Annotated in this window: 13 protein-coding genes, 1 tRNA gene and 1 pseudogene; 11 read left to right on the top strand and 4 right to left on the bottom strand. The window is 67.2% G+C overall.

The features are described from left to right. Positions 1–77 precede the first annotated feature (77 nt). From V5F84_RS13140 to rpsI, 4 genes are all read left to right on the top strand, one after another. Complete coding sequence (locus V5F84_RS13140; protein ID WP_394043439.1) at positions 78–512, top strand: PaaI family thioesterase; 435 nt, start codon at positions 78–80, stop codon at positions 510–512. Positions 513–626: 114 nt separating this feature from the next. Continuing rightward, positions 627–1,211, top strand: a complete 585-nt coding sequence (locus V5F84_RS13145; RefSeq protein WP_394043438.1) for an NAD(P)H-dependent oxidoreductase — start codon at positions 627–629, stop codon at positions 1,209–1,211. A gap of 203 nt (positions 1,212–1,414) precedes the next feature. Beyond that, positions 1,415–1,876: a 50S ribosomal protein L13 gene (gene rplM, locus V5F84_RS13150; RefSeq protein ID WP_394043437.1), complete on the top strand. Its 462-nt coding sequence runs from the start codon at positions 1,415–1,417 to the stop codon at positions 1,874–1,876. A 2-nt stretch (positions 1,877–1,878) separates the two neighbouring features. Continuing rightward, a complete protein-coding gene (gene rpsI, locus V5F84_RS13155) occupies positions 1,879–2,355 on the top strand; it encodes a 30S ribosomal protein S9 (RefSeq protein ID WP_394043436.1) in 477 nt (158 codons plus the stop codon). A 132-nt stretch (positions 2,356–2,487) separates the two neighbouring features. Here rpsI and V5F84_RS13160 read toward each other — a convergent pair whose 3' ends face one another. Further along, positions 2,488–2,838, bottom strand: a complete 351-nt coding sequence (locus V5F84_RS13160) for a hypothetical protein (RefSeq protein ID WP_394043435.1) — start codon at positions 2,836–2,838, stop codon at positions 2,488–2,490. A gap of 127 nt (positions 2,839–2,965) precedes the next feature. Here V5F84_RS13160 and V5F84_RS13165 point away from each other — a divergent pair, with 127 nt between their 5' ends. From V5F84_RS13165 to V5F84_RS13185, 5 genes and pseudogenes are all read left to right on the top strand, one after another. Beyond that, positions 2,966–3,832, top strand: a complete 867-nt coding sequence (locus tag V5F84_RS13165; RefSeq protein ID WP_394043434.1) for a hypothetical protein — start codon at positions 2,966–2,968, stop codon at positions 3,830–3,832. A gap of 181 nt (positions 3,833–4,013) precedes the next feature. After that, the gene (locus tag V5F84_RS13170) at positions 4,014–4,187 is read left to right on the top strand and encodes a hypothetical protein (protein WP_394043433.1); all 174 of its coding nucleotides are present in this window, start codon (positions 4,014–4,016) and stop codon (positions 4,185–4,187) included. Positions 4,188–4,218: 31 nt separating this feature from the next. Further along, entirely contained in the window at positions 4,219–5,715 is a 1,497-nt protein-coding gene (locus V5F84_RS13175) for a methyl-accepting chemotaxis protein (RefSeq protein ID WP_394043432.1), read from the top strand. A 256-nt stretch (positions 5,716–5,971) separates the two neighbouring features. Beyond that, a pseudogene (locus V5F84_RS13180) lies at positions 5,972–6,274 on the top strand (PAS domain-containing protein); the annotation flags it as partial. Positions 6,275–6,328: 54 nt separating this feature from the next. Next, positions 6,329–7,243, top strand: coding sequence for a GGDEF domain-containing protein (locus V5F84_RS13185; RefSeq protein ID WP_394043546.1), 915 nt, complete (start codon positions 6,329–6,331; stop codon positions 7,241–7,243). 89 nt (positions 7,244–7,332) lie between these two features. Here the strand turns inward: V5F84_RS13185 and V5F84_RS13190 are convergent. Further along, a tRNA-Lys gene (locus tag V5F84_RS13190) sits at positions 7,333–7,408 on the bottom strand. A gap of 157 nt (positions 7,409–7,565) precedes the next feature. Between V5F84_RS13190 and V5F84_RS13195 the strand changes: the two genes are divergently transcribed. Next, complete coding sequence (locus V5F84_RS13195; protein WP_394043431.1) at positions 7,566–8,732, top strand: M20 aminoacylase family protein; 1,167 nt, start codon at positions 7,566–7,568, stop codon at positions 8,730–8,732. Between the two features lie 70 nt (positions 8,733–8,802). On the opposite strand, the gene V5F84_RS13200 is transcribed toward V5F84_RS13195, so the two are convergent. Together V5F84_RS13200 and gltX are read right to left on the bottom strand one after the other, a co-directional pair. Next, a complete protein-coding gene (locus tag V5F84_RS13200; RefSeq protein WP_394043430.1) occupies positions 8,803–9,081 on the bottom strand; it encodes a sulfurtransferase TusA family protein in 279 nt (92 codons plus the stop codon). Next, complete coding sequence (gene gltX / locus V5F84_RS13205; RefSeq protein WP_394043429.1) at positions 9,078–10,493, bottom strand: glutamate--tRNA ligase; 1,416 nt, start codon at positions 10,491–10,493, stop codon at positions 9,078–9,080. Before gltX ends, V5F84_RS13200 begins: the two co-directional genes overlap by 4 nt. Before the next feature lie 127 nt (positions 10,494–10,620). Between gltX and V5F84_RS13210 the strand changes: the two genes are divergently transcribed. Beyond that, positions 10,621–12,903, top strand: coding sequence for a ComEC/Rec2 family competence protein (locus V5F84_RS13210; protein WP_394043428.1), 2,283 nt, complete (start codon positions 10,621–10,623; stop codon positions 12,901–12,903). Positions 12,904–12,945: the final 42 nt, after the last annotated feature.

Raw genomic sequence — 12,945 nt, forward strand, 5'->3', positions numbered from 1 at the left:
CGCTTCGCGCGCTTTGATCTTTTGCAAGCCTACTCTATGCAAATCGCGGGCGTGAAGCGAGATGCAGGGAGGATGCAATGGGGGACGGGCACGTGCGGATGTCGCCGGAGGCTCTGGAGGCGTTTCTGCATGAGGAATTCCCCCAGGCGTTCGGCCCGGGCAAGGCGCACAAGGTCATTTCCACCGGCATCATGACGGCGACGGTGCGGCTGGAGGCGGGCGAGGATCACCTGCGTCCCGGCGGCACGGTGTCCGGCCCGTCCCTGATGGCGCTGTCCGATGTCGCGGTCTATGCCGCGCTGCTGGCGCAGATCGGACCGGTGGCGCTTGCCGTGACGACCAACCTCTCCATCAATTTCCTGCGCAAGCCGGCGCCGGGGCCGATCCTGGCGGACGCGCGCATCATCAAGCTTGGCAAGCGCCTGGCGGTGGGCGACGTGGCGCTGCACAGCCCGGACAGCGACGAACTGGTAGCGCATTGCGTGGCCACCTATTCCATTCCCGCAAAATAAGGCTCCCGCACGATAAGGCGCCCGCCGCGGAGACCGCTTCCGCAAGGTCGCGCCCTGATCCGGATCAATGCGTCCTTCGCCGCCGCGCCCCATGGTGCGCCTGGGGAAGACGCCATGGGACAATCCATTCTCATCATTCAGGGACATCCGGACCCGCACGGGGGGCACCTGTGCCATGCGCTTGCGGACGCCTATGCGCGCGGCGCCCAAGCCGGCGGCCACAGCGTCGCGCGGGTGGAGGTGGCGGCGCTCGATTTCTCGCTGATGCGCACGCAGGCGGATTTCGAGACCGGGACCATGCCGCACGACCTGCTGCCCGCCCGCGACGCCCTGCTCGCGGCGAACCATGTGGTGCTGCTGTTTCCGTTGTGGCTCGGGACCATGCCGGCCCTGCTGAAGGCGTTCCTGGAGCAATTGATGCGTCCCGGCTTCGCCTTCATCCAGGCCGGGCCCGGGTTTCCCCACAAGCTGCTCGGCGGGCGCTCGGCGCGGGTGATCGTCACCATGGGCATGCCGGCGCTGATCTATCGCTGGTATTTCTTCGCCCACGGCGTGCTCGGGCTGGAGCGCAACATCCTGGATTTCGTCGGCATCTCCCCGGTGCGCCACAGCCTGTTCGGCCTGGTGGATGCCGCACCGCCGGACCAGCGCGCCCGCTGGCTGCGACAGGTCGAGGCGCTCGGCCGGGACGCGCGCTGAGCGGGACGGGCGGGTTTATTGCGACGGAAAAGCGCCTTGAAATGTGGTGCTATGACACCATTTTAATAAGCATTTGAAAACCAAGGATAATTTGGCCCGATGTTGCGTTGACGCTGCGCCGGCTCTGGGTTACAAGCCCCGTCCATTGCCGGAGGCCTTGCGATCTTTCGTGGGGACCGGCTTTCTCATTCGGAAACCGATCCATGAAGACGTATTCGGCCAAGCCTGCCGAAATCGAAAAGAAATGGGTGGTGATCGACGCGACCGGGCTCGTCGTGGGCCGTCTCGCCACCATCATCGCCATGCGCCTGAAGGGCAAGCACCTTCCGCTCTACACCCCGCACGTGGATTGCGGCGACAATGTCGTCGTGGTGAACGCCGAGAAGGCGGTGCTGACCGGTCGCAAGCGCGACCAGAAGGTCTATTACCACCACACCGGCTTCCCGGGTGGCATCAAGGAGCGCACCGCCAAGTTCCTGCTGGAAGGCCGCTTCCCCGAGCGCGTCATCGAGAAGGCCGTGGAGCGCATGCTCGCCCGTGGCCCGCTCGGCCGCAAGATCATGGGCAACCTGCGCGTCTACAAGGGCGGCACCCATCCCCATGAGGCACAGCAGCCGGTGGTCCTCGACGTGGCCGCGCTCAACCGCAAGAATGTGAGGAACTGATCATGGCTGAGGTTCTTCAGTCCCTCGACGCGCTCGATTCCCGCCAGGGCGGCATCGAAGAGGCGCCGGTCCATGTCCAGAAGCTGGACAAGTTCGGCCGCGCCTATGCCACCGGCAAGCGCAAGGACGCAGTCGCCCGCGTGTGGATCCGCCCCGGCACCGGCAAGATCACGGTCAACGACCGCGACGTGGTGACCTATTTCGCCCGTCCCGTGCTGCGCCTGATGATCAACCAGCCCTTCCAGGCCGCGGCCCGCGAAGAGCAGTATGACGTGGTCTGCACCGTCTCCGGCGGCGGCCTCTCCGGCCAGGCCGGCGCGCTGCGCCACGGCATTTCCCGCGCGCTCACCTATTACGAGCCCGAGCTGCGCGGCCCGCTCAAGAAGGGCGGCTTCCTGACCCGCGACAGCCGCGTGGTCGAGCGCAAGAAGTACGGCCGCGCCAAGGCTCGCCGCAGCTTCCAGTTCTCGAAGCGCTGATTTTTCCCTTTGGGGATCGCACGAAAAAAGGCGGCAGGGTTTTTCCCTGCCGCCTTTTTCATGTCTCGTGCCCGAAGCCGCGCGAGCCGGAGCGACGCCCGCAAAACCGGGCGCCGGCACGCGAAAACTGCCTCAGAAGCTCGGCGTATCGCCGGGGAGGGGGCTCCACTGGCCGTTGTCGGTCGGATCGCCCGGAGGCGAGGAGCCCATGTAGCCGTCGAGATTCGGCGGGAAGGCATAATCCTCGTTGCGATCGTCGCCGAGCCCCACGTCCGGCTTGATCGCCGAACCGGGGCCGGGGTCCAGATAGCTGCCCTGCGGGATCACCGGCAGGTGGATCACATTGGGATTGTGCGGCTGGATGGTGATGTGCGGCGGGTTCGCGGAGCTTTGTGCCGCGGCGGGATCGGCCACCGCCGCAACCATCGCCACGCCCAGCGTGCAGATGGCGACGCCTCCGACCCAAGACCAGACCTTCTGCATGGAACCCCCCGACAATGGCGTCGCTTCGCATAGGCGAGGGCGGGGACATTGGCAAGCTGCGGCAGGAGCATGGCGGATGCCGCGACTTTTGGTAAGGTCCGGCGGGACCGTTGCCGGGGGATGTTTCATGGCCGCGTTTTGCTTCTCGCGCCTCGCTTTTCGCAGCCTGCTCGCGATCGCGCTCGCGGGCGGGGGATTTTTCGCCGCCCTCCCGGCCAGCGCGGCCCCCGCGCGCATCATCATCCTGCGCCACGGCGAGAAACAGGATGCCTATCGGCTCTGCCCGGTGGGCAATGCGCGCGCCCAGGCGCTTGCCGCGCAGTATCTCGGCGAGGGCGCCAAGGACAGCCTGTTCCCGGATGGCACGGCGCCGGCCGCCATCCTCGCCGTGACCCTGCACACCATGGAGCTGGCCGCCCCCGCCGCCGCCACATGGGCGCAACCCGTGGTGATGTACACCGCCCTGCCCAGCGCCCCGACCAGCCCGCGCAAGAAGCGGGAGAAGGCGGCGTCCGCCGCCGCCCCATCGGCGCCCGCGCCCGCCGCCGCTGCCGATGTCGCGGCGGAGGACAAGCCGAAGAAGGCCGCGCGCGATCCCGCGAAGCTCGCCCGCAAGACGGATTTCACCCAGCTCGTCACCACCCGCACCCAGCAGGCGGTGCATGATGTGCTGAGCGATCCGCGCTTCACGGGCCGCACGGTGGTGATGGTCTGGGAGCACGATCACATCGCCGACGCCGCCCTGGAAGCCGCCAATCCCGGCCAGGCGGTGACGCTGCGCCAATTGCTGAACCTCGGCGGTTTGCCCGATGTCCCGGCGAGCTGGCCCTGGGCGACCTATGATTATTTCTGGATCGTGGATCTCGGGCCCGACGGCAAGCCGGTGCGCTTCACCATGCAGCGGCAGGTCTTCGACGGCGCCTTCTCCACCCTGCCGTCCAACGAATGGGGCGCGCCCAACGGCCTGACGGCGCAGACCCGCTGCGTGCTCTAGGACGGATCGACATTCAGCCGCGGGGTCGATCTCCGAGGCGCCCGCCGGCGCGGACCCCGAAGCGTCGAGGCTGGCTCCGTGGATGCACGGCACCGGCCCGTGCATGACGATGCTCTGCTGCACCGGCGCCAACCCATGACTGTCGATTGGCCCTGGCGGCGTGCCCGGCCCCGCGGAAAAATTGAGCGAGATCAATAAAATCGGACCGGCGCGGGCGTCGGCGCGCCTTTGCGCCCGCCAACCGCGGGTTTTGCGCGGAATCCGCGCCAAGGTCAGCCCGACACAAGCTTTCAAAGAGACTTTGCGGCTGCGTCGTCTCGTCGTCGCCCAGCATGGCACAATGGTCATGGCCTGAGCTTGAGGGGACCAAGGCCGAAGGAAATCGAATGTCCAAAGCTCAAGTTATCGCCATGCCCCGCACGACAGGCTCCATCAGCTTTGCGGGCATGGAATATCTCGACCATCTGCCCTTCGCCATCATGCTGTGCGACCCGACCAGCTGCATCATCCAATATGCGAACGATAAGTCCCGCGAATTGCTGCGGGAAATCGAGCATGTGCTGCATGTGTCGCCCGATTCCGTGGTCGGATCCTCGCTGGACGTCTTCCACCAGCACCCCGCGCACGCCCGCCGGATCATCCAGGACCCCGCCAAATTGCCGTACCAGACGGTCATCCGCGCCGGCAACGAGACGCTGGATCTCAACATCAACGCGATCGTGGACGGGCGCGGGCGGTATCGCTACGCGCAGCTCACCTGGAACCGGGTGACGCAGATTCTGGAACAGAAGCAGAAGAGCGAGCACCTGCTGCGCATGATCGACGAATTGCCGATCAACGTGATGACCTGCGAAAAAGAAGACCTGAAGATCAATTACGCCAACAAGGCCAGCCTCGAGACGCTGCGGCGCATCGAAGCCCATCTGCCGATCAAGGCGGACAATCTGGTCGGCACCTCGATCGATATTTTCCACAAGCATCCGGAGCATCAGCGGGCGATGCTCGCGGACCCGAAGAACCTGCCGCATTCGGCCAAGATCCGCGTCGGACCCGAAACGCTGCAACTGCGGGTATCGGCGGCGCATGATTCGAGCGGTGAGTATCTCGGCCCCATCCTGACCTGGTCGGTCATCACCAAGAGCATCGCGGTCGCGGCAGGGGTGACCGAGGTGGTCGACGGCCTGCGTCACACCTCCGCCAGCATGAGCCGGGAAAGCGACACGCTGCTGGACCTGAGCGAGGGCTCCGAGAGCGCGGCCTCCTCGGTGAGCGCCGCGGCGGTGGAGATGGCGGCCTCGTTCGACGAAATCTCGAAGCAGATCCAGCGCGCCGCGACCATGTCGCAGGATGCGGCCGACCGCACGACATCGGCCGACAATCTGGTGCGCGGGCTCGCGGACAGCGTCGGGCGCATCGGCGCCGTGACCGCCCTCATCGAGAAGATCGCCGCCCAGACCAACCTGCTGGCCCTGAATGCGACCATCGAGGCGGCGCGCGTCGGGGAAGCGGGTCGGGGTTTTGCCATCGTGGCGCAGGAGGTCAAGGCGCTTGCCGTGCAGACCGCCAATGCCACCAAGGAGATTCGCATGCAGGTGGAAGCGGTCCAGGCTACCAGCACGGAAGCGGCGACCGCCGTCAGCGATATTTCCAGCAATGTCGGGCAGGTCAGCCATGTGTTCGTCGCCCTGGCCGCCGGCGTTCAGGAACAGGTTGCCACCACCCATTCCGTCAGCGAAATGATCACCGAGGTCTCGGGCAAGACGAAGGAGATCCGGTCGGGCGCCATGCAGGCGCGCACCGTTGCCACCGAGGTTTCCCGCTTCGCCGAACGGCTGAACGGAGAAATGGCAGCGTTGCTCGACGATTCCTCAAACACAATGTGACGAAATCCGGCGCGCATCACGCGAAATATCGGATAGTTCGATGGAAAAACATCCGATAATTCGAGTGATGCAGCGATGGTCTTCCTTTTGTTTGAATTTTGCCGAGGCTCCAACCTATTGGCCGGCCATCTCTCGATCCTAAAACCTTCCGAAGCGCGTGCCAAGATTACTTAATTACCACCCACAAAGAACCGCTTGTTACCGCCGCACGGAATGACCTAATATTGAATTTATCGAGGATTGTCAGAGCAGATCCGTGTCTGAAAAAGATAGTTATTTCTTCATATCAACGCTATTGGACACTATAGATATAGCGGTTTGTCTCTTTGATTCAGAAGACCGAACTATTTTCTGGAATCCTGCGTTTACTCGGTTTTTTCCCGAACATGAGGGGCACGTCTATTCTGGCGAGCCCTATAGGGAAAACTTGCGTCGTTTCTATGCCGGCAGATTACCGCCAGACGAAATGCCAAACATAGAACGCTATATTGACGAGGGCGTGGACCGGCATCGCAATCAATCACGCCCCTTTGTCTTCACGCACAACGGCCGCCGCCTGCGCGTCGCCTCTCTCCAGACCCCCGACGGCAGCCGGATTCGGATCTGGCACGAGTTGTCCGACGACAACAGCCGCGCACCGGAGCCGGCCGCCTGGAACGAGTTTCCCATCGACCTGCTGGATTATATCGCCGACGGGGCAATGGTGCTGGACCAGAGCGATCGGATTATCGCCGTCAACAACGAGTTCCGGGCTCTTTACGACATCGCCATGGGCGAATCCGTCATCGGGCTGACCCTGATCGACATCGTGAAGCGGGCCTGGACAAAGGCGGGGTCGGTGGGCCGGGCGATCGACGTCTCGGTGCTCGACAATCTTCGCTTCGCCGGCGCGCCGTTCGAGGTGGAGCTTCCGGGCGGACGCTGGCGCCGCGTGATCGCGCGGCGCACCGCGAGCGGCATCGGCTATTTCACCCATTCCGATATCACGGTCCTCAAGCGCGCCCTGGCCGATCTCTCCGCCATGGCCGCCACCGACGGGCTGACCGGCCTTCCCAACCGCCGGCGCTTCGACGCCGCGCTACAGGAAGCCTGGCAGCGCTGCTGCCGCGAGGGGTCCGCGATCGCGCTGCTGCTCGTGGACATCGATCATTTCAAGTCGGTCAATGATCGGTTCGGCCATGTGGTGGGTGACAATTGCCTGCGGCGCACCGCCCTGATCGTGCAGGAGGCGGTGCGCCAGTCGATCGATCTCGCCGCGCGCTTCGGCGGCGAGGAATTTGCCGTGCTCCTGCCGGAGACATCGGAGGAAGGCGCGGTCATGGTCGGCCGCCGCATCCGCACGTCCATGGCCTGCGAGCCCTGGAACGAAATCCATCCCTATCTGAAGTCGGTCACCGCGAGCATCGGCATCTGCTCCGCCGCGAACGCGAGCGATCTGAGCGTCTCGGATTTCATGCGCCATGCCGACGAGGCGCTGTACCGGGCGAAGAACAGCGGCCGCGACCGGCTCGAGCTCCACGTCATCTAGCCGCGCGCCACGGCTGCGCGCCGGGGGGCAGGCGAGGCACGACCACGCGCGCCCGAAGCGTTACGGGGGTACAATGTCGCTGGTGTGAATGGTGAGCCCGTCGGGATTCGAACCCGAGACCCCATGATTAAAAGTCACGTGCTCTACCGGCTGAGCTACGGGCTCACTGGGCATGGGTGTTAGGCTGCGCGGGCCGCAGGGTCAAGGTGGCTAAGGGAAACTGCCTGTGCGCAGCCGGCCCGATGCGCCCTAATACCGCCCCGCGCGGTATTGACCGCATCCGGCGCCCGCGCGCACCATCCGGCGGAGAAGGAGGCCCTTCATGCCCGTCATCAACCGTCTCGCCGATGCGGCGGACGAACTCTCCGCCTGGCGCCAGAAGCTCCACGAAACCCCGGAGCTGCAATATGATCTGCCTGTCACCTCGGCATTCGTCGCCGAGCAATTGCGCGCATTCGGCTGCGACGAGGTGGTCACGGGGATCGGGCGCACCGGCGTCGTGGGCGTGATCCGCGGCAATGGCGGGGCGGGGCGCACCATCGCGCTGCGGGCGGACATGGACGCCCTGCCGATTTTCGAGTCCACCGGGGCCGCCTATGCCTCCAAGACGCCCGGCAAGATGCACGCCTGCGGCCATGACGGGCACACCACCATGCTGCTGGGCGCCGCCCGGCACCTGGCCGAGACACGCAATTTCGCCGGCACGGCCATCATGGTGTTCCAGCCGGCCGAGGAAGGCGGCGCCGGCGGCCGCGCCATGGTGCAGGACGGGCTGATGGAGCGATTCGGCATCGACGAAGTCTACGGCATGCACAATCTGCCGGGCCTTCCGGTGGGCTGCTTCGGCATCCGCGAGGGCGCCATCATGGCGTCCGCCGACCATGTCGAAATCACCGTCGCGGGCAAGGGCTCCCACGCCGCCAAGCCCCATGAAGGCGTGGACGTCGTGCTGACCGGCGCGCACATCGTCACCGCCTTGCAGCAGGTGGTGGCGCGCAATGTGGACCCGCTGGAAGGGGGCGTGGTTTCCATCGCCATGTTCCACGCCGGCGAGGCGGACAATGTCCTGCCGCCGAGCGCGAAACTCACCGGCACCCTGCGCAGCCTCTCGCCCGCCGTGCGCCTGCAATTGCGCGAACGGGTCAAGCAGATCGCGGAAGGGGTGGCCGGTGCATTCGGCGCGCAAGCCGAGGTGCGATTTGTCGAGGGCTATCCCGTGACCATGAACCACCCGGCCCAGACCGCCTTCGCGCAGCGCGTGGCCGAGGATGTGGTCGGCGCGCCGCAGGTGAACGGCGATGCGCCGCCTCTCATGGCGGCCGAGGATTTCGCCTATATGCTGGAAGCGCGGCCGGGCGCCTATATTTTCGTCGGCAACGGGCCGAGCGCCGGCCTGCATCATCCGGCCTATGATTTCGCGGATGCGGCGATCCCGTTCGGCGCCTCCTATTGGGTGCGCCTGGTGGAAACCGCGCTCCGCACGGCCTGAGCTTAGGCGGCGGATCTCCGCGTCCAGCGGTGTTCGCGCCTCTTCCGTGTGGGCCAGCCGAGGTTCGCGATCACTTCGCCTTGCGCAGGCGGAATTCGAGCACGCCGGCGTCCACCGTGCGCCCCTCGAAGGCATCGCCCGTCTGCTGGGCGATGTGGGGGATGTCGATGACCGACATGGGATCGGTGCAGCTCACGATCAGCAGCGTTCCCGGCGCGAGGGTCGCCAACGCCTTGCGGGTGCGCAAGGCGGGCAGGGGACATTTCAGCCCCTTGAGGTCGAGATGCACCTCGCACGGGCCGGCCGGCAGGGCATCCGACGATGCCCGGCGCGGAAATGGGCCGATCACGCCGCCTGCTCCTTGAGGCGGGCGAGGCTCTCCTCGCGCCCCAGCACCGACAGCACGTCGAAGATCGGCGGCGAGGTGGTGCGCCCGGTGAGGGCGGCGCGCAGGGGCTGGGCGACCGCGCCGAGCTTGATGCCCGCCGTCTCCGCATAGGCGCGGACCACCGCTTCCGTCGCCGGCACGCTCCATTCGGCGGCGGCGAGCGCGGGCAGGAGGGCGCCGAGATGGGCGCGCGCCTCCTGGGTAAGCAGCGCGCTCGCCTTTTCCTCCAGGGGCAGGGGCCGCTCGGCGAAGATGAAGCCGGCATTGTCCAGCAATTCCACCAGCGTCTTCGCCCGTTCCTTCAGCCCCGGCATGGCGGCGCGCAGTTGAGCCTTGTGCTCCGGCGTCATCTTGGCGAGCCGCGCGGCGCCGTCGGGCAGATAGGGAATGAGCGCCATGACCGCGTCGAACAAGTCATCGTCGGTGCTGGCGCGGATATAGTGCCCGTTGATGTTTTCCAGCTTCTGGAAATCGAACCGCGCGGCCGAGCGGCCCACATGGTCGAGATCGAACAAGGCGATCATTTCCTCGGTCGAGAACATTTCCTGGTCGCCGTGGCTCCAGCCGAGGCGCACCAGATAATTGCGCAATGCCGCCGGCAGATACCCCATGGCGCGATAGGCATCGACGCCCAGCGCGCCGTGCCGCTTGGAGAGCTTGGCGCCGTCCGGCCCGTGGATGAGCGGGATATGGGCCATCTCGGGCACCGGCCAGTCGAGCGCACGATAGATCTGGGTCTGGCGCGCCGCATTGGTGAGATGGTCGTCACCGCGGATGATGTGGGTGACGCCCATGTCATGGTCGTCCACCACCACGGCCAGCATATAGGTGGGCGTGCCGTCGGAGCGCAGCAGGACGAGATCGTCCAGATCCTTGTTGGGGAAGGTGACCGTGCCCTGCACCAGGTCGTGAATGACGGTCTCGCCCTCCTGCGGTGCGCGCAGGCGGATCACGGGCTTGCGGTCCTTCGGCGCCTCGGCGGGATCGCGATCGCGCCAGCGGCCGTCATAGCGCGGCGGGCGGCCCTCCTTGCGCGCGGTCTCGCGCATCTCCTCCAGCTCTTCCGCCGTGGCATAGCAGGGATAGGCATTGCCCAGCGCCAGCATCTGCGCCACCGCCTCCTGATGCCGCGCGACGCGGGCGAACTGATAGACCGTGTCGCCGTCCCATTCGATGCCGAGCCAGGTGAGGCCGTCGAGGATCGCGTCGATGGCTTCCTTCGTCGAGCGCTGGCGGTCCGTGTCCTCGATGCGCAGCAGCATCTTGCCGCCCTTCGCCCTGGCATAGAGCCAGTTGAACAGGGCGGTGCGGGCGCCGCCGATGTGCAGGAAGCCCGTGGGAGAAGGGGCAAAGCGCGTAACGATCTCTGACATGAAGGTCCGCCGAAAAGAGGTCTGGAGCGGGGCGGGCGTGCCGCCGGGATGCTTCGTGCATCGCCGGCATGTGGCGCGCGGGCGGCGCCCGTGTAGCATAGGCGCGCGCGTTGGGGAACGCGGGGGCATGGCAGGCACATCAAACACCGGCGAGGACGCCCCGCGGCGCACAAGAGGGCGCGGCGCGCGCGTGGCCGTCTGGGATGCGGGGCGAACGACGTCGCGCCCCTTCGACGCCCTGGACGCCCTGCGCGCGCGCCTGTTCGCAGGGCTCGCGGCGGAAATCCGCGTCGAGGCGGAGGCGGGGCGGCTGGTGCTCTGGCTGCCGGTGCTGTTCGCAGCCGGCATCCTGCTCTATTTCGGTGCCGAGCAGGAGCCCTCGCTGGTCGCCTGCCTCATTCTCACGGCGGCGCTGCTTGCCGCGACGCTCGCCGTGCGGGCGCGCGCCTTTTCCTTCGCCGTGCTTGCAGGCGTGACCGCGCTTGCCTGCGGCTTCACACTGGCCTGCCTCCAGACCGCGCGCATCGCGCGCCCGGTCCTGATCCCGCCGCCGGGCAGCGTGCGGCTGACCGGGTTCGTGGAGCATCTGGAGAAGCGTGCGGCCGCCGACCGCATCCTGCTGCGGGTCGAGCGCGCCCAGGCCAAGGGGCTGGATTTCAAGCCCGAGCGGGTGCGCCTCTCCCTGCCGCGCGGCTCGGCGCCCACCGTCGGCACAGGCCTCAGCGTCTCGGCGCGCCTGCTGCCGCCCCTTGGCCCGGCCATGGCGGGCGCGCATGATTTCGGCCGGGCACCGTGGTTCGCCGGGATCGATGCGGTGGGCTTCGCCCTCAGCCCGCCGAAGCCGGCGGATCTCGCCGGGGCGCCGCCGCTCGCCGTGCGCGTCGCCGCGCTGGTCCATGGCGTGCGGGTGGCGCTCGCCGCCCGCATCCGCCTGGTGCTGAGCGGCGCGGCCGCCGATATCGCGGTGGCACTTGTCACCGGGGATCGCTCGTCCATCGCGCCGGCGGTGGAAGAGAGCATGCGCCTGTCCGGCCTCACCCATGTGCTGTCGATTTCCGGCCTTCACATGGCGCTGGTGGCGGGCACGCTGTTCGCATTGGTGCGCGGGCTGCTGGCGCTGTTCCCGCCGCTGGCGCTCGGGGCGCCGGTCAAATCGCTCGCGGCGCTCTGCGCGCTGATCGGCAGCGCCCTTTATCTCATCCTGTCGGGCAATGACGTGGCCGCGCAGCGCTCGTTCCTGATGCTCGGCCTGGTGCTGCTCGGCGTGATCGTCGGACGCGCCGCGCTGACCTTGCGCAGCGTCGCGGTGGCGGCAGTACTCGTGCTCGCGGCGGCGCCGGTTTCGGTGCTCGATCCCGGCATGCAGATGTCCTTTGCCGCAACGCTCGCGCTGGTCGCGGCGTTCGAGCGGCTGCGCCCGCTGCGCCTTGGATGGACGGCCGATGGGCGAATGGCGCGCATCGCCCTGAAGGTCCTGCTGTTCGTGGGCGGGCTTGCGCTGACCTCGCTGGTCGCGGGCCTCGCGACGGCGCCCTACGGAGCCCTGCATTTCCAGCGCATCGGCGCCTATGGCCTGCTCTCGAATCTCGCCGCCATGCCGGCGGTGAGCTTCCTGGTGATGCCGTTCGGCCTGCTCGGCGTGCTGCTGCTGCCGTTCGGCCTGGATTCGCTGGCCTGGCCGATCATGGGGCTCGGCATCGACATCATGGTGGGCGTGTCGGACAAGGTCGCCGCGCTGCCGGGCGCTGGCCTGCGGACCGATTGGTTCAATCCGCCCGCGGTCCTGGCCGCGAGCCTCGCCTTGCTGTGCCTTTGCCTGTTGCGGGGACGGCTCGCGGCGATCGCGCTCGTTCCCGCGCTCGCGGCCCTCGCCCTCGGCGGCGCGCCCCCGCGTGCCGACATCCTGGTCGCGCCGAACGGACGGACCGTGGCGGTGCGCGCGGCGGACGGGCGGCTCTCCATCCTCGGGGCGACCTCGAACCGGATGGTGGCGGACCAATGGCTGAGCCGCGAGAGCGACACGCGCACCTCGCAGGCCGAGGGATTGGCCGATGCCTTTCGCTGCGACCGGCTGGGATGCACGGCCGCCACCGCAGGCGGCGTTCTCGCCGTCTCCCGCCGCCCCGAGGGGCTGGAGGCGGACTGCCTGAACGCGGCGCTCATCGTGAGCCCCCATCCGGCGCCGAAGAAATGCCCGGCCAGGGTCATAACGCCCGCGGATATGGCCCACACGGGGACCTTGTCCCTGTTCCGTGCGGCGGAGGGGAATTCCAATGCCCGGGACTGGCGGATCGTTCCGGCGCGCTCCCCGCGTCAGCAGCGCCCGTGGATGCCACTTCTCCCTCCCGTCGCAGAAGGGGAGCAGGGCGCGGGGTCCGCCCAGCAGGTCGAGGAGGATGCGGCCCGTTGATCCCTGGCGCAGGGCGCGGCGATCAAACGGAACACGGGAATC

The organism is Roseixanthobacter liquoris, from assembly GCF_043195135.2.
GTDB lineage: Bacteria > Pseudomonadota > Alphaproteobacteria > Rhizobiales > Xanthobacteraceae > NCEH01.

Coding starts and splice junctions, on each gene's coding strand:
- V5F84_RS13140 (WP_394043439.1), top strand. CDS start 78: ATGGGGGACGGGCACGTGCGGATGTCGCCGGAGGCTCTGGAGGCGTTT.
- V5F84_RS13145 (WP_394043438.1), top strand. CDS start 627: ATGGGACAATCCATTCTCATCATTCAGGGACATCCGGACCCGCACGGG.
- rplM (WP_394043437.1), top strand. CDS start 1,415: ATGAAGACGTATTCGGCCAAGCCTGCCGAAATCGAAAAGAAATGGGTG.
- rpsI (WP_394043436.1), top strand. CDS start 1,879: ATGGCTGAGGTTCTTCAGTCCCTCGACGCGCTCGATTCCCGCCAGGGC.
- V5F84_RS13160 (WP_394043435.1), bottom strand. CDS start 2,838: ATGCAGAAGGTCTGGTCTTGGGTCGGAGGCGTCGCCATCTGCACGCTG.
- V5F84_RS13165 (WP_394043434.1), top strand. CDS start 2,966: ATGGCCGCGTTTTGCTTCTCGCGCCTCGCTTTTCGCAGCCTGCTCGCG.
- V5F84_RS13175 (WP_394043432.1), top strand. CDS start 4,219: ATGTCCAAAGCTCAAGTTATCGCCATGCCCCGCACGACAGGCTCCATC.
- V5F84_RS13195 (WP_394043431.1), top strand. CDS start 7,566: ATGCCCGTCATCAACCGTCTCGCCGATGCGGCGGACGAACTCTCCGCC.
- gltX (WP_394043429.1), bottom strand. CDS start 10,493: ATGTCAGAGATCGTTACGCGCTTTGCCCCTTCTCCCACGGGCTTCCTG.
- V5F84_RS13210 (WP_394043428.1), top strand. CDS start 10,621: ATGGCAGGCACATCAAACACCGGCGAGGACGCCCCGCGGCGCACAAGA.